The sequence below is a fragment of the Lysinibacillus sp. RC79 genome (genome assembly GCF_041262405.1).
Lineage (GTDB): Bacteria > Bacillota > Bacilli > Bacillales_A > Planococcaceae > Lysinibacillus.
This window is the reverse complement of sequence record NZ_JBGCCD010000001.1, coordinates 41,099-65,304: the sequence shown is the minus strand read 5'-3', so window position 1 is coordinate 65,304 and position 24,206 is coordinate 41,099. Positions and strand designations below refer to the sequence as shown.

Here is a 24,206-nt window from a genome sequence, read left to right as displayed (position 1 = left end):
CCCCTTTTATCGTTCTTCCAATGACGTTTCTACTAGCTCTTCATATGGAAAAGCTTTGTCCAATAATCCTCTAGAAACTAACCAATCAGATATACGCTCGACATTTTCTTGTGCTGGCACACGATTAGGAGTAAAGACTGGAACTGTATAATGCCCTTTTAAAATTCCCGGTACGTTTGACACTTTTAAAGCAAGTTCAAAGTATTTTTCTGGGTGCTGATTTAACTGTTTAATTGCTTCGTTGTAACCTCTTAGGAATTTTTCAATTACAGCTCTATTTTCTGTTATGTTTTTTTGTGTCATAACGATGACTGATTGAGACAAGTTCTCTCCAAGTGTTGTATCATCAATGACGATATTTGCACCTTGTGCAACAGCATAGCTTGCCAATGGCTCAGGTAATATGGCCACTTGCGCTTCTTTTCCAGCTAATACTGTATCTACACGTAATGAAAGATTCGGAAGATGAATTTTCGTTATTTCGGAAGAATCTAATTTTAAATGACGTTCATATTGCTCCATTAAATAATCCATCATTGTATTTTCAGAGATCATGACAGATTGCCCTACTAGCTGCTTTGGTTCAACAATAGAGCTATGTGGAGAAGAAACGACTAAAAATCTTCCTTCCTTCTCCGTCGCACCTAATGCTAATGCAATCGTTTTAACATCAATGCCCCCCTTTTTTATTAAATTTTGGACGATCATATCAGTCATCATTCCATCTAGCTCATCAGCCTCCATTGCCTTCGATTGATCAGAGGCACTGCCAAACTCTATAAGCTCGACATCGGCACCATATTTTTGAAAAAGCTGATCCTTCTCTGCAACATAAAGAGGGAGACTATCATCGATACGCAACACACCTATTTTTAGTGAAGGACGGTTGGTCATTTTTGTATCCTCACTACACCCACTTATAAAGGCCATAATGACAATCATAAAAAATATTCGAGAAAGGTGATATTGTATCATAGAGCACCTTCCTCCATAGTGACACTGTTTTCCTCAACGAATGCTGCTAGTTGTTCAAGACGTGAATGAGTGAATAATGTTTGAATAGAAAGTGCTATATTAAATTTCTCCTTTATTTTTCCGATAATTTGAATGGCCATTAAAGAATTACCTCCATATGCGAAGAAATCATCATCAATTCCAGGATGCGAATAAGACAATATTGCTTCCCAAATTTTCGCTATTTCTTTTTGCATCTCTGTAAAAGGTGCTCTATATTTTGGTGACATCTCTTGCTCATCTAAAGGTAACTGTTGTAAAAGTTTACGGTTAACTTTCCCGTTCTCTGACAGTGGCATTTTATCAATATTTTTGTACACAGTAGGTAACAGGTAATTAGGTAATTTTTGTGTCAATAAATTTTTGATTTGTTCAATAGCTAGACCACTTTGTTCATCTTCTAATACTACATATGCCACTAATAATGTCGCTCCATTACGTTTGAGAACAATTGTTGCCGCTTCCTTCACATTAGGCAATCTAGCTAGGTGATAATCTATTTCACCTATTTCAACCCGATAACCATTTAATTTAATTTGTGAATCTGCTCTTCCTAAAAATTCAATATTGCCATCAGGTAAATATCGCCCTAAATCTCCTGTAGCATATAGACGTTCTTTTGTAATTGGGTGAATTAAAAATTGCTCATTTGTCCGCTCTTCATTTTTCCAATATCCCATAGCAAGTCCCAATCCTCCGATATACAAATTCCCTGGCACATTCACAGGACAGGCTGCCATTTGATCATTTAATATATAGTAATATTGATTTGCTAAAGGTTTGCCATAAGGTATGCTCTTCCAATTCCTATTTACTGTTTGTATATCGAAAATATTTGACCATATAGACGCCTCCGTCGCACCACCTAGTCCTAAAATCCGTGTCTTCGGCGCGATTTCCCAAACATCTGTAGGTAAGCTTAATGGAATCCAGTCACCGCTCAACAACACAGCCCTTAGTGTTGGATATTGAGCAGACTCTATATTTCTACTATATTCTGTCAACATTTGCATAAAGGCTGGCACTGTATTCCAAATGGAGATGTGATGATTTTGTATTAATTTTTTCCAATATGCAGGTTCTTTTACATGCTCATCTTGTGGTATAACAATTCCACCCCCAGCAGCAAGTATGCCAAAAATATCATATACGGATAAATCAAACGTTAGGTTAGATAACGCAAGAATACGATCCTCCGTACAAACAGCAAGTCGATAATTAATATCTAATACCGTATTTACTGCACCTCTATGATCAATCATGACACCCTTCGGCTTACCAGTAGAACCCGAAGTATAAATGACATACGCTAAATCTGAAGGCAACAAGTCAGGACTATCGACTAGGCATTCTTGATGTGCCCATTCCGAATCAACGACCGTCACATGGTAATCATTTAGGAAGGGTAGCTGTGTGAGTAAATGTGCTTGTGTTACTATGGATTGAACTTCTCCCTCTCTTAAAAGAAATTCCATCCGTTCAATTGGCGTTGTACAATCAATCGGTAAATATGCCTTCCCTGCTTTAATAATCCCCAATGTAGCAACTATTTGTTCCCATCCTTTTTCCATAACAATAGCAACTAATTTCCCTTTAGTACCATCCCGTGCAAGTAATGATTGAGCAGTATGATTTTTTAAATGACTTAGCTGTTGATACGTAATAGTTTTTTCTTCTGAGAACACTGCGATATTAGTAGGATTTTCAGCTATTTGTTTTTCAACAAGACTTAATAACGTCTCATTTGATATTGCTGTGTCCTGCCCTTTAATTTTTCCTACTTGCTCTTGAGATGGTAAACGTACAAGACTTCCAATTCGTTGTTTCCATAAATCTTCCTTCGTAGCAAGTTCTATTAAAATGCTACTGTATGCTTCAAACATGTCACGGACTAAATGCTGTGGGAAAAGCTCTTCTATTGCGTCCCAGCTTAACCATAGTTCACCTTTTTGCTCTGAAACTTGATGATCAAGCCAAACTTGGGGAGTTTGAGATAATCCATATACAATATCTCCTAAATAGCCACCCATTGTTGTAGCCCCATTATTTTTTTCCAGCCCTAATCCACTTGTAAAGACAAATGGCATCATGATGCCCATTTGACGATTCCACTTTTTTGCTAGTGCACGCTCTACATATACACCACTCACATAAGGATGCTCTAAATCATGTAATAGTTGCTTTTGAATATTTCTAGCACGTTCTAGAAAAGATTCTCCTTTTGACATATCAATAGATAAAAGATTAAGCGATGTAAAGTCTCCTATAAGCTGTTCTACATCCGGTTCGAATAGCACACGATGGAAACGAGTAAGATTTATTGTAAATTTTGGTTGACTACTCCACCTTGCTAAAGTTTCAGCATAAGCAGCGATTAACAAAGAGGCTGGCGACAAGTTCATTTTGGCAGCCAATTGCTTTAAGGCTAGCCATTGTTGTGAAGATAGTTTCTCTTCATATCTAGTAAACTTACAGTTAGATAAATCTTCTTTATAATCAAGTAGCGGTAAATCTGGTGCAGGGTACATATGATCAATACGTTGATGCCAATATTGCATATCCTGCTCATACATTTCTGTCTCCTGAATTTTTTCATAAGCCAATATATAATCTCTGAATGTAGTTTGAAGCGCTTGTAGTTTTGCTGAAGAATCATCGTATAGTCGCTTCCACTCTTTAAATAAATAGAACATACTAAAGCCATCAAAAATAATATTGTCAAAACTAATATGTAGTCTTGTTTTATATTCATTAATAGTCGATATTCGAATATCAAACAATGGCCACTCACTTGGGTTAAATGTTTGATGCTCCATCTCCCTTCGTACTAATGTAAGCTGTTCTTTTTGCTGTTCTATTGAAAGATTTGTAAGATTGTACGATGCAATGGAATAATACTCTACAAACTCTTGGACTTGTTGATGTTGTCCATCATTTAAAATGACGGCCCTCATCATATCATGATATTGTATAAGTCGATTCCATATTTGTTCCACTCTTACATGATTTAGAGCTGGGCAATCCATTTCAAAATAGCAGTGGGTGGATACATCACCGTACGCATAAATACCACTACGACCTAGCCAATATGCTTGTTGAACTTCTGTTAATGGAAATGGCTCGAAACGATCCTGCTCATTAGGCACTAAAGTTGGTAGCTTTTTCTCCGTTCCCACGTTTATCTTTTGATGCACCAACTCCTCTAATAACAGTGCCATCTGTTGAAACACAGGTTGATTGAAGATTGCTTCTAAGCTTATTTTGACAGCAAATTTCTCTTTTATTTTTGCACTCAGCTGAGTAGCTAATAATGAATCCCCACCTAGCTCAAAGTAATGATCACGTATGCTAATTGCATCTATCCCTAATACTTCGGTCCATATTTCTGCTAACCTTAGTTCGATTGAGGTTGCTGGTGCAATAAATTCTTTTGTAGCTAAATTGACTTTCTCAATCTCATGGATTGGTAATGCCGCTCGATTCACCTTGCCATTGGCCGTAATAGGTAACTCCTCTAATGGAATAATTACATGCGGAATCATGTAACTTGGTAATCGCTTTTCTAAATAATGTTTAAGTGGCTCTAGCTGGAATTCTGAAAGTGATTGTCTTTCAACTTGAGCTACAAATAAATACTGAGTAAAGGCTGTATCATTAGGCTGTAACTTAATATTTGTGAAGTCCTCCTCTTTAAAAATAGCAAGCCAACGTTCTTCCGATAGTAATGGAAGACATGTCTTTTCCCGTTCGTCCTTAAAATGTGTAAAACCATCTTCTAAAAATGCTGTACTGACTAATTGCAAAGGATTATTCTCTGTCATTTCTAAATTAATGAATAGTCCACCATGCTTTAATAGCTTCTTTAGATCTTTAAGTGAATTTCTAATATGGGCTGCTCTATGCAAAGAGTGAGACGCCACAATCAAATCATATTCTCCATCTATAAAGCCTTGAGAAATTGGACATTTATTTATATCAAGTACTTTAAAATGGATATTGGGCTGTAAACCTACTATTTTTTTAGCACGATTTAAAAAGTAGTTAGACTCATCTGTAGCGGTATAATGAATCTCATCTATTGAAAAAGTCTCTGCTAGCATACGAAGTGTGTTCGTATGACGCACCCCAACCTCTAATATTTTGAGTGGTGCTTGACGTTCTATTCGATTATTTAAAACAGTTTGAATCAGAGTCGCTATTAATTCCTGCTGGTTTTTTCCACCAGACGCAGTTTCTATCAATTGTTCTAAAGGATGTATGTTATGATGAAGCAATAATTCTAAAGGCTCTAGTTCACCAGTTAAAAGCGCATAGCTTTTTTCGAAAAAGTCAGAAATAAAATCCCTTATATATGTTGTTTGCATTTTCTCTAAACTACTAAACCGTTCTTCACTATTAACGATTAAGCATTGTTTATTATGAATAGTAGATCCTTCACAAGATACTAAATCGTTTTTTTCTAAAAAACTAAACCATTGATATATTAAACTTTGATATCTACTGTTAACTTTTTCTCGCTCTATTATTTTTAAAATATTGTAACGAACATCTTTTTCTATCGAAAACCCTAATTTGGCAAGTATTTTACAAATCGTTTCCATAGTAAGATATTCACAATAATCCTTCAATAATCGATAATGATTTTCATTCTCACTACGAATTTTAGTAAAGTACCCATTCTCTTTTAATTGAATAATATAAGACCAATCAATCATTGGTTTATTATATTTAATAGTTTGCGCTTGTTCTTTTTCAGAACTACTTACAATATAAGCGGCTAAATATTGGGTTTTCTCTCCTCTTACCGTGACAGCAGCATCCTCAACTATCTCATAACTTCTAATAGCACTTTCGATTTCACCTAATTCAATACGGTGCCCCCGTACCTTTACCTGTGAATCATTTCTTCCTAAAAACTCGATAAGACCGTTGTTCCAAAATCGACCGATATCCCCAGTTTTATACCAACGAGTACCTTTCTCTTCTATAAAGCGTTCAGTTGTTAATTGTGGCTCTCCTACGTATCCTTTGGCTACACCGGCGCCTCCTATCCACAGCTCTCCTGCTTTCCAACTCGGACAGTCTTCCCCATTTCTATCAATAATTCTATAAAACTGATTTTTCAGTGGTCTTCCATAAGGTATTGAATGCCAACTTGCTGGTATTGGATGATTGACATCATAATAATTGGACCAAATTGCCGCTTCTGTCGCACCACCCATTGCTACTAATAACCCTTTCGGTGCTATTTTTAACAGTCTTTCAGGAATATCTACACTAATCCAATCCCCTGACAACATCACAATACGTAAATTTTGACAAATCATATTTACGCTCTCGGCCTCTATTAAAAACATCTTCAATAAAGCAGGTACGGAATTCCATAATGTAATACGGTAATTACATAATAACTTTAACCAAATATCAGCGTTTCGAGCTGTATCGTCTGATATAAGGACAAGGCTGCCACCAACACTTAAAAGACCAAATATATCATATACAGATAAATCAAAATCTAATGATGATAATGCTAGAATACGATCTTCTTTGCTTATGGCATATTTTTTATTAATATCTGCAATTGTATTCCAAGCGGCCTTATGACTAATTTCTACACCTTTTGGTTCTCCCGTTGAACCTGATGTAAAAATAATATAAGCAGAACTGTTTACGTCTACTTTTGGCAACTTCACATGACCAAATTGATGGATCTGTTCCATCATAATAACTTGTACTTGTTCAATATCTTTGTACTTTTCTTCGTAGGAGGCCGTTGTTAGAATAAAAGAAACATTTGCCTTCTCAATAATTTTTTTATAACGGTCACTCGGCTGTGTCACATGTACAGGAACATAACAACCTCCAATAGCTAGTACTCCTAAAATCGCTTGTATTTGCTCTAATCCCCTTGGCAATGAAATCGCTACTCGATCACCTTGTTTAAAACCATTATGTAATAGGGTCGTTGCAACCTTTTCCGCTTGTAATGACAGCGTCTTATAACTGACTTCTTTATGACTTATACCATCTATAAGCGCTATAGCTTGTGGCTGTTGCTTTGCCTTTTCGAAGAAAGACGTGTGCAAGCATTGAGCATTATCTTCTATTGTGGCATTATCAATTAATTGACGTCTTACTTCTTGTGCTTTTGTTTCGATAGTTGGCTGTTGGAGCCAATGCTGTTCATCTTCAATTAACCAATGAATAGTTTTGATAAACAGTTCAAACATTTCATCCAGCAAACCCGAAGGGAATAAATCATCTAAACCATCCCAAATACATAACAAACCATCATCCATATCAAACATTTGGAAATCTAACCAAACTTGTGGCGTTTGTGAAATCATATAATGAATAGTACCAAATGCATCTTTAAACTCTTCATTAATAAGTGGTACACCTAAATTACATGAAAAAACTATTGGAGCAAACACTTTTTCATCTGGATAATACTTAGCCAAATCCCGTTGAATTTTCACACCTGAATAAGCAGTATAGTTTAAATCTTGATGAAATTGCTGTTGTAAACTTTTCATAAATGCTAAAAAATGTTGAGGAATTTCACTATCAACTTCCAATAATAATAGGGTAGTAAAATCAGCTACAACATGCTCTAGCTCTTCAGACAAAGTATCTCGGTTAAACAACGGAATATTAATAATAAAACGAGATTCACTGCTCCATCTACTTAATGTATATGCATAAGCTGCTAACAATACCATTGCAGGTGTGACGTTATGGCGTGAGGCAGTAAATTTAAGCTTGCTCCAAGATTGTTCTTCTAAAAAATGCTCCCTTCTTGTAAATTTAGGGGTGTGCTGTATCAACTCAGCATTGTATGATAACGGTAGTTTTGGACCTAATGGCAAAGTTGTTAACCTGTTTTTCCAATAAGCCTCTGCGTAGCTTTCTTCATTGGAATTTGCTAGTGCTTTATCATGTAGATATTTTGCAAAGCTCCAATTTTCAGGTGCCTTCGGTTTTTGCTGTCTAGAATAAGCTGCCGCTAAATCACTTAAAATGATTTGGAAACTTTGAACATCAGCTACAAGTAAGTCTATATCGAAATGGAGACGAGTTTTACCATTTGGTAATAGAGATAGTTGTAAGCGAGCTACTTCCCCTTGATCAATTGCCAATAGCCGGTGTGAGGTATTAGCGCGAATAGTTTCTAGCTTTTTGCTAATCTCGACTTGCGAGCAAGCTGTAAAATCGTGGACATCAATAGTTGTAAAAGGTGATTCTATTAAAATTTGCTGTTGACCATCTTCTGTATATTTGACACGAAGCATAGGATGATGCTGAATTATTAATGCCCATGCTGCTTTAAGCCGCTCTATATCAATATTTTGACCATCAATTTCCATATAGCCATGGCAGCCATTTCCACCTAAATATTGACCGCTTTGCCGTCCTACCCAATAAGCATACTGCACATCTGTTAATGGAAAAGGTTCATACATATTAGATACTGTTTTATCTTGATTTTCTAATAATTCGTTATCATTATTAATTGTATATACATTATCTCTATTTATTAATTTAATCCAAGCACTTAAATACGGCTCGGATATTAATTCCTTAAAGGTAATTGTTACACCAGCTTTTTTTAGTTTGCCAACTAATTTCATCACTTGTAAGGAGTTTAAGCCTAACTCTAATAAATTTTGATCCTCATGTATTTCCTTCTGAACACCGAGTAAATGATTGACTTCCAGCGCTAGACTTTGGATTTTATCTAGATCATTCTTTAATCTCAATACATAGACGCCTCTCTTTCCATAGCAATCTGTTTTAATTTGTTCTTATCAACCTTCCCTACATTTATAAACGGTAACCGCTCTACATATATAATTTGATCTGGGAGTTTATATTGAGCAGCGCCTAGATGAATTAGATAACTACATATTTCATCTCGTTCAATTCTTTCTCCATCCGACACTAAAAATGCACAGATGCTTTCTCCCAACTCTTTGTCTGGCAAACCAATAACAGCTGCATCTTTTATAATTTCATGCGTTCGTAGAAAGCTTTCGATTTCAGAAGGTATAACATTTTCACCTGCACGATTAATTTGCTCTCTTACTCTACCAACAATTTGTATATTCCCCTCTGGCGTTATACGTGCTTTATCGCCAGTTCGTAAAAAATAATCCGTTGTAAAAATATCAGCATTTAAAGCAAATGCTTGATAGTAGCCCCCGAATGTATACGGGCCTTTCGCCACCAATTCCCCATGCTCACCTTGGGGAACTTCTCTCCCTAGCTCATCTATAATCTTTATTTCATCACCTAAAGAAATCGCTTGCCCTTGACAGCTCGTAACAATTTCTATAGGATCATTTAATGCTGTGAAGCAAGTAATTCCTTCACCTAATCCATATCCTTGTTGTATTTTACATTGAAATTTATCCATAAAATGAACAGCTGTTTTTTGCTCTATGTGAGCAGCGCCAATTAATACAACCGCTAAACTCGACATATCCAATTCTTCATACCATTCAAAAGCTTCTAACCATAAGCTAGCTATTGTTGGTACAATTGAAGTATGTGTCACACGTTCCTTTTCGATTTCCTGAAATGCTTCATCAAAGCTAGAAGTTTGACATAATACCACTTTGCCTCCTGTAAAAAGAGTGCCTAATATGCCTGGAGAGCATAACGGATAATCATGCGAAATAGATAATACTGCCATGTATACAGTTTCAGGATTCATTCCACATTTTTCAGCAGAGGTTAGTGCATTGTAAGCATATGCCTCATGGATTTTCGGAATAATTTTCGGAATACCTGTAGTGCCACCAGACAATAAATATAACGCAGTATCTCTATAATGTGGTAAACCACTAACCGCTAATGAATGGTTACTTTCTTTAAGCTGATCTAATGTTACATGTGTAAAAGTTGCTGACCACTGTACGGTAGATTTACCAACCGTCACAATATATCGAATACTTTTATGCAGGGGGATGATCTGTGCAGCCATGCACTCATACTGAAAGCCAAGATGAGTGTTGCAACATATATAAGCTATTGGCTGTACCATCTTAGCAACTGTATCAATTTCTATTTCTCTATGAGAAGGCAACATCAGAACAGGCTGCACACCTATTTTTAGTAGACTAAATAATATAGTAATAAACTCAATTGTATTTGGTAATTGTAATAAAACCCGATCACCCTGCTGCCAACCTAATGATAAAAAGCCTGTCGATAATTGCTCTATTTCTTGAAGCAGTTCTTGATAAGTTAGGCGTCGATTTCCTTCCACAACTGCTATGTTATGAGGAAATTGTTCAGCGATAATTTCTAGCTCCTCCATTAATGTTTTCTTTCTTAAAAAACCCAATTGCTCATATCGTTCAACCTCATGTAAATACCAATCTATTTGTGGAGACATGCTTTTCGCTCCCATCCTCTCATCTACAAAATACATTTGTTATACGCTACTTAATTGATGTTCCTTTTTCCACATTGCTGCATATTTGCCTTCTTTAGCAATAAGCTTTCGATGTGAACCTTCTTCTACGATTTGTCCTTTATTAACAACTAGGATTTTGTCTGCATTTTTAATAATGGAAAGTGTATGGGCAATCATCACAACCGTTTTTTTCTGTTTCAAAAGATTTTTAATCGCTTCTTTTACAGCCAACTCATTTTCGATATCTAATGATGCTGTCGCTTCATCTAATAAAAGTATTGGGCTGTCCTTTAAAATGGCACGTGCAATGGATATACGCTGTCTTTCGCCCCCTGACAAATTATTACCATTTTCTCCAACTATTGTGTCATATCCATACTCTAATTTCTCAATAAAATCATGGCAATTTGCCTCTTTCGCAGCATTAATAACTTCTTGTTCTGTCGCATCTGGCTTTGCATAGCGAATATTATTTAAAATCGTATCATTAAACAAAAATATATCTTGATCGACTATTGAAATTTTCTGCAATACTTTTTCAGAAGCAATTGATTGAATAACTTGCTGACCGATTAATATATCACCGCGTTCAGGCTCATAGTATTTTGTTATTAAATTTAAAATAGTTGATTTTCCCGAACCCGAAGGTCCAACAATCGCCACAAACTGTGAAGAATCAATTTCAAAATTGATATTACGTAGTATAGGTTCCCCTAGGTTGTAAGCGAAATTCACATTTTGAAAAGCTATACTACACTGTTCAGGTTCAAAAGAAGCATCATTTGGTAACTCCTCCACCTCGTCTATAACATCTTCAATTTGTCTTTTTGCAATCATTAAGTTTTTATAAGAGGTTAAATCAATAAAAAGTGTGCCAAATAATTTGCATGTAAATAAAGGGGTAATGCTAATTAGAAAGAAAGAAGACGCATCTAAATTCCCTTCCAGCCATTGATGTCCTGCTAAATAAAGAACAGTTGGTAAACTCATCCAACAAAAAATACTAAATGTTGTACCGATTGGAATTACTTTAATCTCATATAAATAACTAACATCACTATAGTCCTTCATTGATGAGGTAGTTGCATTATTTTTAACACCACCCAAACCAAATGATCGCAACGTTTGAATACCATTTATATACTCAACTACAGCACTTGTATTACTTGTCATAATGTTTTTCTTCTGGTTTCCGTATTTTTTTACCATTAAAAAGGACAAGTAAAGTGTTGGTATTAATAATAAACCTGAACATAACAGAACTACCCCAGCAGGTATATAAATAGTCGAAACAAAGCCAATTAGCAGTAAAGTAAATGAAGCATTTTTTATAATATCTCCTATTTTATGAGTCAAAATATTTTCATAATTATTGACACTTGTTGTCGTTGCATTAATGTACTCTCCTGTTTGTGCCTTCGTAAAGGAGGAAAGCGGTATTTTTTTCATTTTATCGCCCAGTGTCAAGCGAAGAATTCTACTAATCTGGGCACCTCCAATTTGCCCTCTCGTATAACCAAACGCATAGATGATTAAACGAATAACAAAAACAGCGCCTAGCAATGACAGAATTCGAGTTAACATGTTCATCGTTAGTTGCTCTGTTATTAAAGCATTAATCGTGTAATATAGTACGATAAAATTAAAACCAGCTAGCATACCCTCGATGACATTGAAAACAACAGAAAGATAAAAAGAAGCATTTTTTGTAAATGCATGTTTTTTGTCCATACTTAAGTCTCCTTCATAAATGGGCTTTCCCTGGAAAGACCCTTCCCTTTCTTGTGAATATCTAGAACCTTTTCACTCCACTTTACTTTGAGAGAAGTCTTATCTAGCTTTTTTTCCATCAGATGTTGCAGCATTCATTAATATTTAAAACAAGTACAACATCTTAAAGTTCATACGTAATTTCTCTAGCTTTACTATAATCCTGCCAAATCTTTTTATATGAAGGGTTTTCTTCTAGCATTTCTTGATGTGTTCCACATGCTTGTAGCGTTTGATTTTCTACAATTGCCACTCGATCACAATGCTTAATAATACCAAGACGGTGTGCAATGATAATTACTGTCTTACCAACACAAAGTTCAGCAATGGCTTGATCAATCTCTGCCTGATTTTCTGGATCTGCTGCAGATGTTGCTTCATCTAATATTAAAATTGGTGCATTTTTTAAAATGGCACGTGCAATAGCAATTCGCTGTTTTTCTCCGCCAGAAAATCTATTTCCAAAACTTCCTACTCTCGTATCGTAACCCTCTGGTAATGAAATAATAAAATCATCTATTTGTGCTTTTTTCGCCGCATCCCTTACCTCATCAATTGTGGCATTAGAGCCCATGACAATATTTTCAAACACTGTACCACTCGATAAAAAGGTCTTTTGGAATACTATTGTTATATTTTTCAGTAATTCCTCATAGTCAATATCCTTCACATTTCGATTACCAATCAATACTTCTCCTTGCTGAACGTCATTAAAACGTGATATCAACTGTACAATGGTGCTTTTCCCTGAACCTGAAGCACCTACGATAGCTATTTTTTCATTTTCAGCAATAGACAGATTGACATTCTTTAAATGCTCTTTCTGCCCATCATAAGAGTAGTTGACATTTCTTAATTCGATATTATTATTGTTCGGAAATGCCTGCCCTTGCCCAAAAACAGGTGTTTCTAAAAAGGCTACGCATTTCTTTACAGCATTTAAAACCTGTGCAAAGTTTGAACCTAATTCCTGTAAAGGTCGTAATTCTGTTAAATACAATGAGCCTACAAATGCAAAAAGAATAAAGACACTTCCTGTTAAACTACCGTTTAAAAACCACATTCCACCAATAGGTACCATGAGAAGTAAGCCACATTCTATAATAATGACATAGTTCGCATATGGCGGACCCATCTTCAAAGACATTTCTTTCCAGATATTAAATTCATCGTCTACTGCGTTTGTAAACTTTTTAAATGATGAACTACTCATGTTATATGCCTTAATTAAACGCATACCTTGAATATATTCGATAATGATTGCATTTAGATTGGCTACGGAACGAGCTGCTCGATCCATTATTTGATTCGTTCCCCGAAACATTATGGCCATTACTGCCACTGCAACAATTAATGGAATAAACGAAATAAGCGCTAATGGTACGTTAACTGTACATAAGTAAAAAAAGACAGCAACTGGACCACTCATGTAAAAGACTAACTCTGGTAAATGATGTGCTAAAAATAACTCTAGCTTTTCAATTTCTTCATTTAATAGTGTTTTAATTTCTCCTGTATTTCGTTCATTTAAAGAACCTAATGAAACCTGCGCCATGTGCTCTGTTACTTGACAACGCACTTTAAATAACGTTCGATAGGCGCCCTTATGCGATAGAGTACCGGAAATAGCAAAGAGCCCAAATCGAACAATTATCGCAATAGCCAAAACCAATAAATTTTGAATTAACGAAGCTTTTGTTAAATTATTGTGATAGACGTGCTCAATAATTTGATAAATAACAAAATAAGGTACAATTGTTGAAAGACCACTAATTAAAGAACATAAAACAGACAAATATAAATATTTTTTATCCTTTCCAGCCCAAGAAAGAAGCACAAAGATCGGATTTTTATTTTGTTTTACAACTTTCCCCATTATCGTTCAGCCCTTTCCTATGCATCGTAATTTTGTATTGTACATTTCTCTGCACATTGCAGGTCAGTTACGTTAGTATCCATTTCCTGCTATCTAGTGAAAGTTTCAATTGTATACTGATGATTTTCTTTATTTAACTTATAATCATCTTGCTTTTTTCCATCTCCGAAGCGAAGTATACGATGACAGCAGGATGCTATAAATTCTAGGTCATGTGTAATAACAAAAATAATTTTATTAGCATCTGCCAAATTCTGTAAAATTATAGAAACCTTTTGCATACTGTCAAAATCTAATCCACTTGTCGGTTCATCAAACACTATAATTTCTTTTTCACTTATTAAACTTGCAGCTACAGCAAGTCTCTGTTTTTGTCCTCCTGATAATGTATTCGGGTGTCGATTGGCCAGCTCTAATAAATCCATTTCCTCCAATGCTTTTCGTACTAAATTCGGATTGGGATTTTTCACCCCAAATACACATTCTTTTTCAACAGTTTCTGCGAATAACTGATAATTGACATCTTGCATCACCATATGGGAAAGCTGTGCCTGCTTTTTCATTGTTAGTTTTTGTTTATTAAAACAAATATTTCCTGATGATATTTTATGTAGTCCACATATCGCTCTAGCAAAGGTCGTTTTTCCTGCACCATTATGTCCTGTGATTGCAATTATTTCTCCGCTTTTTGCTGTGAATTGAATATTTTCTAATACCTTTCTTTTTTTGTGCGATATAGTGACATCCTTCACAACAAGCTCATGAACTTTTTGTTCAGCAGGTAGCAGTTTATGTTGAAATTTTACATTATCTAAATAAAGTGTGCGGAGTCCTAATTGCCTCAGTTGTAGATCTGAAAGCTGTAAAAAATCCTTTTGTGAGTATGCTGATACAATTTGTCCCTTATTTAATACAATGGCTCTATCAATTAATTCTTTTAAATAGTAAAGTCTATGCTCCGATACAATAATTGTCTTACCTTGCATTTTTAGTAATGCAATCATGTCTTTTAAATCCTCAATAGCAGCCGCATCTAAATTAGAGGAAGGCTCATCTAATACAAAAATATCCGGTGCTACAGCATACACACTTGCAAAAGCAATCTTTTGCTTTTCTCCCCCTGATAAATGAAAAATATTGCGTCGACGAAGCCTTTCTAAACGAAGCTCAGACGTAATTTGCAGCATTCGTTCTTCCATCATTTCTTTTGAATATGCCATATTTTCCATTCCAAATACAATCTCACTATCAGTATCCACATTAAAGAATTGTGATCTCGGATTTTGGAAAACCGTTCCAACCTGTTCGCTTAATTCATACATTTTCCTATTTTCTACAGGTTGATTATTTAACAACACTTGCCCTTTAAGCTTTCCAGAATAAAAATAAGGAATTAAACCATTAATTGCTCGGATAATAGTTGTTTTACCACAGCCGCTCTTACCACACAGTAAAATGCACTGTCCCTTTTTTACATGAATATTTATATTTTCTATACCTTCACTTTTCTCATCTGTATAATGAAATGAATATTGCTCGACTTTCAACATATGAACACTCCTCCGAACACAAAAAATGTAAATATAAATATTACAATACTATCACTGAATTGGAATGATACATGTTGAAAGCAAGAACGCTCTTTCGGGTTTTCAATCCCTCTCGCTATGCTAGCAGCAGATAATTCATCAGCAATTTTTGAGGCTGCCATCATTAAAGGAACGTAAATACATTCAACCGTTTGCACAGGATTTTTTAGAAAACCTATTATGGAGGGTGAGATGCCTCTCAACTTCATAGCATCCTTTATATATCGCCAATCCTCACCAATCATTGGAAAATAGCGTAACATTACAGCTAATGGAATAATTACCTTTTTGGAAATTCTTATTTTTCCTAAAGCCGTCATAAATTCATTTATTTTTGTGGTTCCAACTAATAAACCACCCATTACAACACATGGGAATATTTTTCTGATAAACATTGCAAATGATACAAACATTAGCTCCCACACACCTGTCAAAAACATTTCACTTACTAAGTGAACTCCTAGAATAAACCCGTATCCAAGCATCATTTTCAATGAAAAAGAAAACATCCCCATCAGTAAGCAAAGACTAAATATTATGGCCATTAATATGAGTTCAAATTGAAAAGAAGGTGACAAAAAAACTGCTGCATTTACTAACAGTAGTAGATATATTTTCGTTCTTGGATCAAGTTTGACGGTGAAAACATGCATATGCATATTGCCCTGCAATTCTTCTTCCTTATTCATAAGTTCACCGCCCTACCTATGCCAGCACTCCAGATTTTTCAAACTGTTTTCTCAATAATTTTTTTCCCAATAAACCGCTAATCAAAGCGCATAGCATTGTGCCAACAATCATTGTTGGTAACATCCAATTTTGGGCAGTTGTTAACATCGTATCCATATAAGCTTGTTCTGTTCCTTGACCTACCAAATACTCCTTATACGCTTGTTGATTAAACCACAGCATTACGTAAGAACCCATTGGATGAAGTGAAAAAACAATATAGCTTATAATATTAATTGATATATTTTTATACTTACCAATCGATGCTATTAATTCACCAATTATAGCTAATCCTATACAGGCTAATGACCATAACCAGTACATCCCTGTAACGAAGGTAATAATCGCTAACAATATTCCTAAAATAAGAATAGGACCAAATTTCGGTACTTTTGCAATCATTAATAAATAAATAGGTCCCGTTAATAGAGCAGCGCCAGCTGGCATTAAAAACGTTAATACAGGATTGGGAGCAAAAAAGGCTGATCCAATCATCATGAATATAAAGAATAGTGCTGAGAAAATACCGATTGTAATTAAATCTTTAATACTTAGAGATTTTTGCTGCATTGTTTGAGAATACATATCTACATTCACCTTCCTTTTTGTAGTAATTATTACTATTTTTTCTTACATTTTATTGATAATGATTATCATTATCTATTATAATAAATAATAGTACATAAAAAAATAACTACACTATGTTTACGTCCAATCAAGGAAGAGGAAAGTCTAATTAAGGAAAGGAGAAATCAGATGACATCTCATCATTTTAAACCTCTATTATTAGAAAATGGTTTTTCAAAATTTGACCAAATGAGCAAATATAACTCAGTGGGCACTACTTATACAATCGATCCAACTTTAGGTAAAGGTTATTATTGGATATACCATTTTGAGGAAATGTTTTCTATTCTCATTCATGATTTTTATTTTTTTGAGGATTACCAGCTAGAATTAACAATGCCTGAGCTTTTAACCGTTACATACTATGAATCTATTTCAGGTGAGGAGCTTAACCCTTACCAACCCTTAAAGCCAGGTTATATAAGAAGTTATTGGGGAAAAGGAGAAAAATATAGCGCTATTATTCATAAAAATATTCCAGTACAATCAATCGGTATTGAGTTTACCCCTATTTTTTGTGATCAATTTCTAGCACATAAATATGGTGAAAAATATGTGAATCCACGTCAAGCATTAACAACACTAAAAGCCACAACTACTTTTCCAGAAATGGTTATCCTACTTCGACAAATAGCGGCTTATCGTGGTTCTGACCTGACTTCTGCACTTTTTTATGAAGGAAAAGTATATGAAGCATTAGCCCTTATTATGGAACGTGTACTTTTCAATAAAACTTGTCATTGCTCACAAATTTCTAAAGAAGATATTCACCAAATTGAACATGTAGCCACTCATATAGAAAAATACTACGCCCTACAACTAACTTTAGATCATTTAACTAAAATTTCTTGCATGGGTGCTACAAAATTAAAAAAATTATTTAAAGAAGTGTATCATTGCACAATTACCGAGTATATTCAAAAACAACGAGTCCATCAGGCTGAGAAATTACTAGCTCATACAGAGCTCCCTATTAACGAAATTGCTCGAACAGTAGGCTATCAAAGTGCAGGTAGGTTTTCAGAGTTATTTAAACGCTATGCAGATTTAACACCAAAAGAATATAGGCAGCAAATATTTAGAGGTTAAACATAAAAGGAGGTTATTGATCATCATAAAACTTGCTCTACTTTCCATTACAGATTCGTATTTCGATATATATCATTCAAAACTTACAGCTTTCATTTCAGATGACAAACAAAACAAACTTCAACGATTCCATTTAAAGGATGACTATAAGCGAGGTTTATTAGCTGACATATTAGCTAGATATTTAATTGCAACAAATTTTAATATAGCCCCATCAGCTATTGAATTTTACAATAATCAGTATGGTAAACCATATGTTAAAAATCTACCTTACGCCTTTTTTAATATTTCACATTCAGGAGATTATGTTTTTTGTGGTGTCAGTAATATGGAAATCGGTGTCGATATTGAAAAGCAAAATATACTGGATCTCAATCTCGCTCAACATATTTTTGCTCCTGAGGAATATCAAGATTTAATCATTTTATCTGACAGAAATCAATTAGATTATTTTTATAAACTATGGACATTGAAAGAAGCCTATATTAAATATTGTGGCGTAGGCTTGTCTTTGCCACTTCATTCCTTCTTTTTTAAAATTAATGGTGGTGGCATTCATTTATATTCTACAAACCAATTGGATTCTCTATATTTTTTAAGCACCAGTGTTGAACAGCAGTATTCTATAGCTTGCTGTTCCAATGAGCAAATTGAAGCGAATGCTATTGAACAAATTTCTTTACATACTATTGCAACTTTTTTTCAGCAATATGATGAATGATTTATTTTTCATATAAAACAACCCTCAAACTTTATTCGTTTGAGGGTTGTTTTACTTTTCTTAGTCAAAAGTAATTTTATTCACTGCATCACGGTCTAATTTTTTAATAACTTCCACCATTAATTTTACAGCATTATCATAATCATCACGATGTAAAATGCCTGCATGTGAATGGATGTAACGTGTTGCAATACCGATTGATAGAGCCATTTTAGACATGCTCGTATATGCTGCACATTTACCATTCCTTCGCCAATTCATGATTTTCTATGTTACAATTTCTTATATATGGAATTTTCAGTTAGTTGAAGGGAGGCAGATGAAAAGGCATTGAAAAAATTATTATCTTTAGTGTTTTTGACAGTATTTATTTTAACAGCATGTAACTCATCATCAACCCTAAGTATTAGTGAAATTGAGAGTGTTCCAGAAAAAGTGCAAAAGGTAATTGATGAAAAAAATACACTTCAAAAAATCAACGAAGTAGATAAGGATGTTTCTTATATCGTTTTTCGGTCAAAAGGAACAGTTACAACAGACCTTGAAACACAAGGTGATACATTAATAATAAAGTTAAATGTTACAAATCAACAAGATAATGCAATCAAACAACATGTCTATAAATTAACGTTAGACTCTAACCATGATACGATTGATATTCACATCAATGGAAAATCTACAACTATTGATAATGTAACAGGTATTTGAGGAGCAATTATCCTCTTTTCTACAATCGAAATATTAACCTATCACACATCAATATTGGGGCTTGTGTGTAAAACTACATACAAGTCCTTTTGTTATGCTTTCCTATAACTCCACATATAGCTTTGTAGCACAATCAGAAAACCAGCGTGAATGATTTCTCTACTTCGTTCTCTTCTAGGAGCTTACTAGGAGTTTCTCATGTAAGCTAACAAAATTAAAACAGCATATAGAGCTTATCTACAATGCTTTGTTCTTCTGTTTGTGTTTGAATTGCTAGTATTCTTGTATCAACATGGATAGATTTCTTTGGTCTAACCAACGTAAATAGCCTCCTAACATTTTTGTTAGAAGGCAAAACTACGGTATTTCAATTTAGTTCTTTCAGCAGTATTAGTCAAAAATAATTTTATTGACTGCATCACGGTCTAATTTTTTAATAACTTCCACCATTAATTTTACAGCATTATCGTAATCATCACGATGTAAAATGCCTGCATGTGAATGGATGTAGCGTGTAGCAATACCGATGGATAGAGCAGGTATACCATTTGCAGTTACGTGGATAGAACCAGCGTCTGTACCGCCACCAGCCATTGCCTCGAATTGATATGGAATATTGTGCTCATCAGCCACATCTAATACGAATTCACGTAAACCGCGGTGTGATACCATTGATGCATCGTAAACAACAATTTGTGGACCAGCACCCATTTTACTAGTTGATTCTTTTGCAGTTACCCCTGGTGTGTCTCCTGCTACACCTACATCGACAGCAAAGCCAATATCTGGTTGGATCTTATGCGTAGCAGTTTTCGCACCACGAAGCCCTACTTCCTCTTGTACATTCCCTACAGAATAAAGGATGTTAGGATGCTTTTCATTTTGCAATGCTTTCATAACATCAATTGCAATCGCACAACCAATGCGGTTATCCCATGCTTTTGCTAATAAGTATTTTTCGTTTTTCATCACATTAAATTCGAAATATGGTGTTACCATATCGCCAGGACGTACGCCCCATTCAAGCACTTCATCTTTTGAAGCTGCACCAACATCGATAAACATATCTTTAATGTCTACTACTTTGTTACGCACATCTGCTGGTAAAATATGAGGAGGCTTTGAACCAATAACCCCAATAATTTCATCGCCTTTACGTGTTGTAATTGTTACACGCTGTGCAAGCATAACTTGGCTCCACCAGCCACCTACAGTTTGGAATTTAATGAACCCTTTGTCATCGATTTGAGTAACCATGAAGCCTACTTCATCTAAATGACCTGCAACCATAATTTTAGGACCATTTTCATCGCCAACTTTTTTAGCAATGACGCTACCTAAATTATCTGTTTCAACTAAGTCTGCATATGGTCCAATGTATTTTTTCATGACCTCGCGTGGTGCACGTTCATTACCTGCAATACCATTCGCATCTGTTAAATCTTTAAACATTTGTAATGTTGAATCTAGCTGTGTCATCCTTTTGCCTCCTGACTCTTATATCTTCTCTATTATACTTCGTTTACCGAAATATTCCTAGCTAAATCGTCAGAAAATTGGTGTATTTCTTACACTTTAATATCCTGTGCGCTGACGATTATAATTTTCTTCATTTTTCTCAATATATGCCGCAACAACATCCTCAAATGAAAAGCCCAGATTAAATGCAAGCAATCCATAGCATTGCCAGATCGCTAAGTATCTATCCTCTGTTGGTTGACTAATAAAACTTAAAATATAGTCTTGTGTCATTAAAAATGTCTCTGTTAAATCTCTCTTCTCTTCAATCACCGGCCATTTTTCAATCGCTGTATAACCTTTTAATAAGCCAAGTGATAATATAAAATGAATCGAATCCACATATTCCTCTAAAATCACATCACGTTCTGAAGCTCCCTTTGTGCTCCAAAACTTAAAGCAACGTGTCTCATTTGCTAGTTCAGCTAGCTCCACCATTAAGGCTAAACCTTTTTCTTTAAATACATCACGTTCAATATTTTGTGTTTTCTCGATGAAATCATCAAGCTCTTTTTGCATTTTAAACAATTGTTGTAAATTCATTTTTTTCTCCAAATTTCTTAAAAATATTTATAAAAAGTGAAACTAATTGCCCTCTACAATCGTATAGGAAGGAATAACCTTTCTTCAAGGGGGAAATTAAAAATGTTGCCGTTACTTATTCGTCTTGCTGTTATTGCGCTTATTATCTATGTATTTTATAAAGCGATTCGTTATATAACCGATCCTAAGCGAAAACTTGATGAAGCCTATGAAAAAGGCCAATACTATTTTTATGATGACGTCAAAAATGTCCGAAAAAATTTCTTTATTTCTTATAAGGGTGCTCTTTTCGAAGGTGAAAAATACCTCGGCACTACTGAAGATGCCTTCGAGGTTGTTACGATTTTTGTTGGCGCCCGAGACGCCGCTACACTGCAAGGTTTTACGAAAAGAGACTTTGAATACCTACAGCAAGAAATCCTATTGAACTATCCGAGCGCAAAAATAAATTGGAAGCAACCCATTGAAAAGCTTATGCACAACACATCCTCATCATGAGGATGTGTTTTTATTTATCGGAACATTTTCGGGTTTTATCGGAATGTTTTCGTGATTTATCGGAACATTTTTAAGTTTTATCGGATTGTTCTTGCGATTTATCACCATAATTGTACTAGAATAAAAAATTGAATAGCTGCTAGCAGTGGAAAGCCAAATGCAAAGCTGTTATGGCGTGTTTTATGACGGAATAAATACATTCCTAGCACGCCACCTACTGCTCCCCCAGCGATTGCTAATGTAAATAACGTACGTTCTGCAATACGCCATTCATGCTTTTTTGCTTTTGATTTATCCATGCCCATCATAACGAGCAGGACTATAGAAACAATCGCCATATACGCTAATAATGCCTGTCCCATTGAGTACTCCTTTTTATTTTTTATTTACTACTACTCTAACACAAAAAAGACTGACGGATAAATCCATCAGTCTTGTGAAAAACTTTGCACCTGTCGCTTCGCTTTCGGTGCAGAAATAATTTTTAACTTCGTCAAAAATTATTTAGCTACTGCTTTTTTAGCAGATTCAGCTAATAGAGTGAATGCTGCTGCATCAGTTACAGCTAGGTCAGCTAACATTTTACGGTTAACTTCGATACCAGCAACTTTTAAACCGTGCATTAAGCGGCTGTATGAAAGACCGTTCATGCGAGCAGCTGCGTTGATACGAGTGATCCATAATTTACGGAAATCACGTTTTTTCTGACGACGGTCACGGTATGCATATTGACCTGACTTCATCACTGCTTGGTTAGCAACTTTGTATAATGTATGTTTTGAACCATAGTAACCTTTAGCTAATTTCAATACTTTTTTACGACGTTTGCGCGTCACTGTTCCGCCTTTTACGCGTGGCATATAAATTACCTCCTGCTTTTCATTTAAAAATGAATGTTAGTATTTTTTAGTCAATTATTTCATGTAAACAAGTAAAGATTTGATGCGTTTGAAGTCACCAGATGAAACGATATTTGCTTTACGTAGGTGACGTTTTTGTTTCGTAGATTTGTTTGCGAATAAGTGGCTTCCATAAGCACGGTCATATTTTAATTTACCTGAACCCGTTTTTTTGAAACGTTTCGCAGCTCCACGGTGAGTTTTCATTTTTGGCATGTCGAATTCCTCCTAAACTGTTCGTCTAATATTATTTCTCGTTCTTTGGTTGAAGAACTAAGAACATGCTTCGGCCTTCCATCTTCGGTTTTTGTTCAACCGTCGATACTTCAGCACAAGCTTCAGCAAAACGATCTAACACACGTTGACCAATGTCTTTATGTGTAATCGCACGACCTTTGAAACGTAGGCTACATTTTACTTTATCACCTTTTTCAAGGAATTTAATCGCATTACGTAGCTTCGTTTGGAAATCATGCTCATCGATTGATGGGCTCAGACGAACCTCTTTCATTACGATGACCTTTTGATTTTTACGAATTTCACGGTCTTTCTTTTGCTGTTCAAACTTAAATTTACCATAGTCCATGATACGAGCGACTGGCGGCTTGGCTTGAGGGGCCACAAGGACAAGATCCAAGTTTACACGAGTGGCGATTTCTAGCGCTTCATTACGTGTCTTTACACCAAGCTGGTCACCATTGTGATCGATTAATCGAAGTTCACGTGCGCGAATGCCTTCGTTTACATACATGTCTTTGCTAATAGTAATCCACCTCCAAGTAGTTGTCGCGAATACATGGTTTGGGCAAAGCCTTGCCCGGTTGAACGGTACATCCTCTTGTCATGTCCATAAAAAAAGGACGGACACTAAGATGTCCGCCCGCTATATGTGCATGCGCAAGTCTGCGCAAAACAATTCAACGTGTAATACCTGTTCACAGCCTAAGAGCGTTGTATCAGGTGAGAAGCGGGCAGCCTCTACTTCAACCACAAACTTTGTATTCATTAACCTTAATTATATTAGCATGTATTTTATAAGCTGTCAAATGTTTTTCAGCTTATTATTATTAAAGTAACCTAAAAGTTTTAAATCTAAACCATTTAGTGGTTCTCATCATAACGTGAGATTGATATCCGTTCCGGCTGGGCGCTTTCCTGGGGGCGTCCGTTAGCCGCTAATCCCCAGGAGTCGTCCAGTCTTCAC

At 35.4% G+C, this 24,206-nt stretch carries 18 protein-coding genes and 1 pseudogene; 4 read left to right on the top strand and 15 right to left on the bottom strand.

Annotated elements, in window-relative coordinates:
- Positions 1-6: 6 nt before the first annotated feature.
- The 8 genes from ABH968_RS00255 to ABH968_RS00220 form a co-directional block, all read right to left on the bottom strand.
- On the bottom strand, positions 7-975 hold the full coding sequence (locus ABH968_RS00255; RefSeq protein WP_370041502.1) for an ABC transporter substrate-binding protein: 969 nt from the start codon (positions 973-975) through the stop codon (positions 7-9).
- Positions 972-8,774, bottom strand: coding sequence for an amino acid adenylation domain-containing protein (locus ABH968_RS00250; RefSeq protein WP_370041500.1), 7,803 nt, complete (start codon positions 8,772-8,774; stop codon positions 972-974). The genes ABH968_RS00255 and ABH968_RS00250 overlap by 4 nt, the downstream gene beginning before the upstream one ends.
- Complete coding sequence (locus tag ABH968_RS00245; protein WP_370041498.1) at positions 8,771-10,414, bottom strand: (2,3-dihydroxybenzoyl)adenylate synthase; 1,644 nt, start codon at positions 10,412-10,414, stop codon at positions 8,771-8,773. The genes ABH968_RS00250 and ABH968_RS00245 overlap by 4 nt, the downstream gene beginning before the upstream one ends.
- 39 nt (positions 10,415-10,453) lie before the next feature.
- Positions 10,454-12,166, bottom strand: coding sequence for an ABC transporter ATP-binding protein (locus ABH968_RS00240; protein WP_370041496.1), 1,713 nt, complete (start codon positions 12,164-12,166; stop codon positions 10,454-10,456).
- Positions 12,167-12,329: 163 nt separating this feature from the next.
- Positions 12,330-14,081, bottom strand: a complete 1,752-nt coding sequence (locus ABH968_RS00235; protein ID WP_370041494.1) for an ABC transporter ATP-binding protein — start codon at positions 14,079-14,081, stop codon at positions 12,330-12,332.
- An 89-nt stretch (positions 14,082-14,170) separates the two neighbouring features.
- A complete protein-coding gene (locus ABH968_RS00230) occupies positions 14,171-15,631 on the bottom strand; it encodes an ABC transporter ATP-binding protein (protein WP_370041492.1) in 1,461 nt (486 codons plus the stop codon).
- A complete protein-coding gene (locus ABH968_RS00225) occupies positions 15,625-16,359 on the bottom strand; it encodes an energy-coupling factor transporter transmembrane component T (RefSeq protein ID WP_370041490.1) in 735 nt (244 codons plus the stop codon). Before ABH968_RS00225 ends, ABH968_RS00230 begins: the two co-directional genes overlap by 7 nt.
- Positions 16,360-16,375: 16 nt before the next feature.
- Complete coding sequence (locus ABH968_RS00220; RefSeq protein ID WP_370041488.1) at positions 16,376-16,984, bottom strand: MptD family putative ECF transporter S component; 609 nt, start codon at positions 16,982-16,984, stop codon at positions 16,376-16,378.
- Between the two features lie 171 nt (positions 16,985-17,155).
- On the opposite strand from ABH968_RS00220, the gene ABH968_RS00215 reads away from it, so the two are divergent.
- Both ABH968_RS00215 and ABH968_RS00210 read left to right on the top strand, forming a co-directional pair.
- Positions 17,156-18,115: a helix-turn-helix transcriptional regulator gene (locus ABH968_RS00215; protein WP_370041487.1), complete on the top strand. Its 960-nt coding sequence runs from the start codon at positions 17,156-17,158 to the stop codon at positions 18,113-18,115.
- 16 nt (positions 18,116-18,131) lie between these two features.
- A complete protein-coding gene (locus tag ABH968_RS00210) occupies positions 18,132-18,836 on the top strand; it encodes a 4'-phosphopantetheinyl transferase family protein (protein WP_370041485.1) in 705 nt (234 codons plus the stop codon).
- Between the two features lie 60 nt (positions 18,837-18,896).
- On the opposite strand, the pseudogene ABH968_RS00205 reads toward ABH968_RS00210, so the two are convergent.
- Positions 18,897-19,043, bottom strand: a pseudogene (locus ABH968_RS00205) (peptidase M28); the annotation flags it as partial.
- 123 nt (positions 19,044-19,166) lie between these two features.
- Between ABH968_RS00205 and ABH968_RS00200 the strand changes: the two are divergent.
- Positions 19,167-19,544: a peptidylprolyl isomerase gene (locus ABH968_RS00200; protein ID WP_370041483.1), complete on the top strand. Its 378-nt coding sequence runs from the start codon at positions 19,167-19,169 to the stop codon at positions 19,542-19,544.
- 390 nt (positions 19,545-19,934) lie between these two features.
- Here the strand turns inward: ABH968_RS00200 and ABH968_RS00195 are convergent, their stop codons facing one another.
- Together ABH968_RS00195 and ABH968_RS00190 are read right to left on the bottom strand one after the other, a co-directional pair.
- On the bottom strand, positions 19,935-21,023 hold the full coding sequence (locus ABH968_RS00195) for a M42 family metallopeptidase (protein ID WP_370041481.1): 1,089 nt from the start codon (positions 21,021-21,023) through the stop codon (positions 19,935-19,937).
- Between the two features lie 96 nt (positions 21,024-21,119).
- Positions 21,120-21,605: a dUTP diphosphatase gene (locus ABH968_RS00190; RefSeq protein ID WP_370041480.1), complete on the bottom strand. Its 486-nt coding sequence runs from the start codon at positions 21,603-21,605 to the stop codon at positions 21,120-21,122.
- 102 nt (positions 21,606-21,707) lie between these two features.
- Here ABH968_RS00190 and ABH968_RS00185 point away from each other — a divergent pair, with 102 nt between their 5' ends.
- Positions 21,708-22,103, top strand: a complete 396-nt coding sequence (locus tag ABH968_RS00185) for a hypothetical protein (protein WP_053484957.1) — start codon at positions 21,708-21,710, stop codon at positions 22,101-22,103.
- A 101-nt stretch (positions 22,104-22,204) separates the two neighbouring features.
- On the opposite strand, the gene ABH968_RS00180 is transcribed toward ABH968_RS00185, so the two are convergent.
- From ABH968_RS00180 to infC, 4 genes are all read right to left on the bottom strand, one after another.
- Complete coding sequence (locus tag ABH968_RS00180; protein WP_370041478.1) at positions 22,205-22,465, bottom strand: DUF1294 domain-containing protein; 261 nt, start codon at positions 22,463-22,465, stop codon at positions 22,205-22,207.
- A gap of 138 nt (positions 22,466-22,603) precedes the next feature.
- The gene (rplT, locus tag ABH968_RS00175) at positions 22,604-22,963 is read right to left on the bottom strand and encodes a 50S ribosomal protein L20 (protein ID WP_370041477.1); all 360 of its coding nucleotides are present in this window, start codon (positions 22,961-22,963) and stop codon (positions 22,604-22,606) included.
- Positions 22,964-23,017: 54 nt separating this feature from the next.
- Complete coding sequence (gene rpmI / locus ABH968_RS00170) at positions 23,018-23,218, bottom strand: 50S ribosomal protein L35 (protein ID WP_004226312.1); 201 nt, start codon at positions 23,216-23,218, stop codon at positions 23,018-23,020.
- A gap of 31 nt (positions 23,219-23,249) precedes the next feature.
- Positions 23,250-23,753, bottom strand: a complete 504-nt coding sequence (gene infC / locus ABH968_RS00165; protein WP_025114499.1) for a translation initiation factor IF-3 — start codon at positions 23,751-23,753, stop codon at positions 23,250-23,252.
- Positions 23,754-24,206: the final 453 nt, after the last annotated feature.

What these genes read in the sequence shown, in the direction of transcription:
- ABH968_RS00255 (WP_370041502.1), bottom strand. Translation starts at nt 975, where the DNA reads ATGATACAATATCACCTTTCTCGAATATTTTTTATGATTGTCATTATG.
- ABH968_RS00245 (WP_370041498.1), bottom strand. Translation starts at nt 10,414, where the DNA reads ATGTCTCCACAAATAGATTGGTATTTACATGAGGTTGAACGATATGAG.
- ABH968_RS00240 (WP_370041496.1), bottom strand. Translation starts at nt 12,166, where the DNA reads ATGGACAAAAAACATGCATTTACAAAAAATGCTTCTTTTTATCTTTCT.
- ABH968_RS00235 (WP_370041494.1), bottom strand. Translation starts at nt 14,081, where the DNA reads ATGGGGAAAGTTGTAAAACAAAATAAAAATCCGATCTTTGTGCTTCTT.
- ABH968_RS00230 (WP_370041492.1), bottom strand. Translation starts at nt 15,631, where the DNA reads ATGTTGAAAGTCGAGCAATATTCATTTCATTATACAGATGAGAAAAGT.
- ABH968_RS00225 (WP_370041490.1), bottom strand. Translation starts at nt 16,359, where the DNA reads ATGAATAAGGAAGAAGAATTGCAGGGCAATATGCATATGCATGTTTTC.
- ABH968_RS00220 (WP_370041488.1), bottom strand. Translation starts at nt 16,984, where the DNA reads ATGTATTCTCAAACAATGCAGCAAAAATCTCTAAGTATTAAAGATTTA.
- ABH968_RS00215 (WP_370041487.1), top strand. Translation starts at nt 17,156, where the DNA reads ATGACATCTCATCATTTTAAACCTCTATTATTAGAAAATGGTTTTTCA.
- ABH968_RS00195 (WP_370041481.1), bottom strand. Translation starts at nt 21,023, where the DNA reads ATGACACAGCTAGATTCAACATTACAAATGTTTAAAGATTTAACAGAT.
- ABH968_RS00190 (WP_370041480.1), bottom strand. Translation starts at nt 21,605, where the DNA reads ATGAATTTACAACAATTGTTTAAAATGCAAAAAGAGCTTGATGATTTC.
- ABH968_RS00185 (WP_053484957.1), top strand. Translation starts at nt 21,708, where the DNA reads ATGTTGCCGTTACTTATTCGTCTTGCTGTTATTGCGCTTATTATCTAT.
- ABH968_RS00180 (WP_370041478.1), bottom strand. Translation starts at nt 22,465, where the DNA reads ATGGGACAGGCATTATTAGCGTATATGGCGATTGTTTCTATAGTCCTG.
- rplT (WP_370041477.1), bottom strand. Translation starts at nt 22,963, where the DNA reads ATGCCACGCGTAAAAGGCGGAACAGTGACGCGCAAACGTCGTAAAAAA.
- rpmI (WP_004226312.1), bottom strand. Translation starts at nt 23,218, where the DNA reads ATGCCAAAAATGAAAACTCACCGTGGAGCTGCGAAACGTTTCAAAAAA.
- infC (WP_025114499.1), bottom strand. Translation starts at nt 23,753, where the DNA reads ATGTATGTAAACGAAGGCATTCGCGCACGTGAACTTCGATTAATCGAT.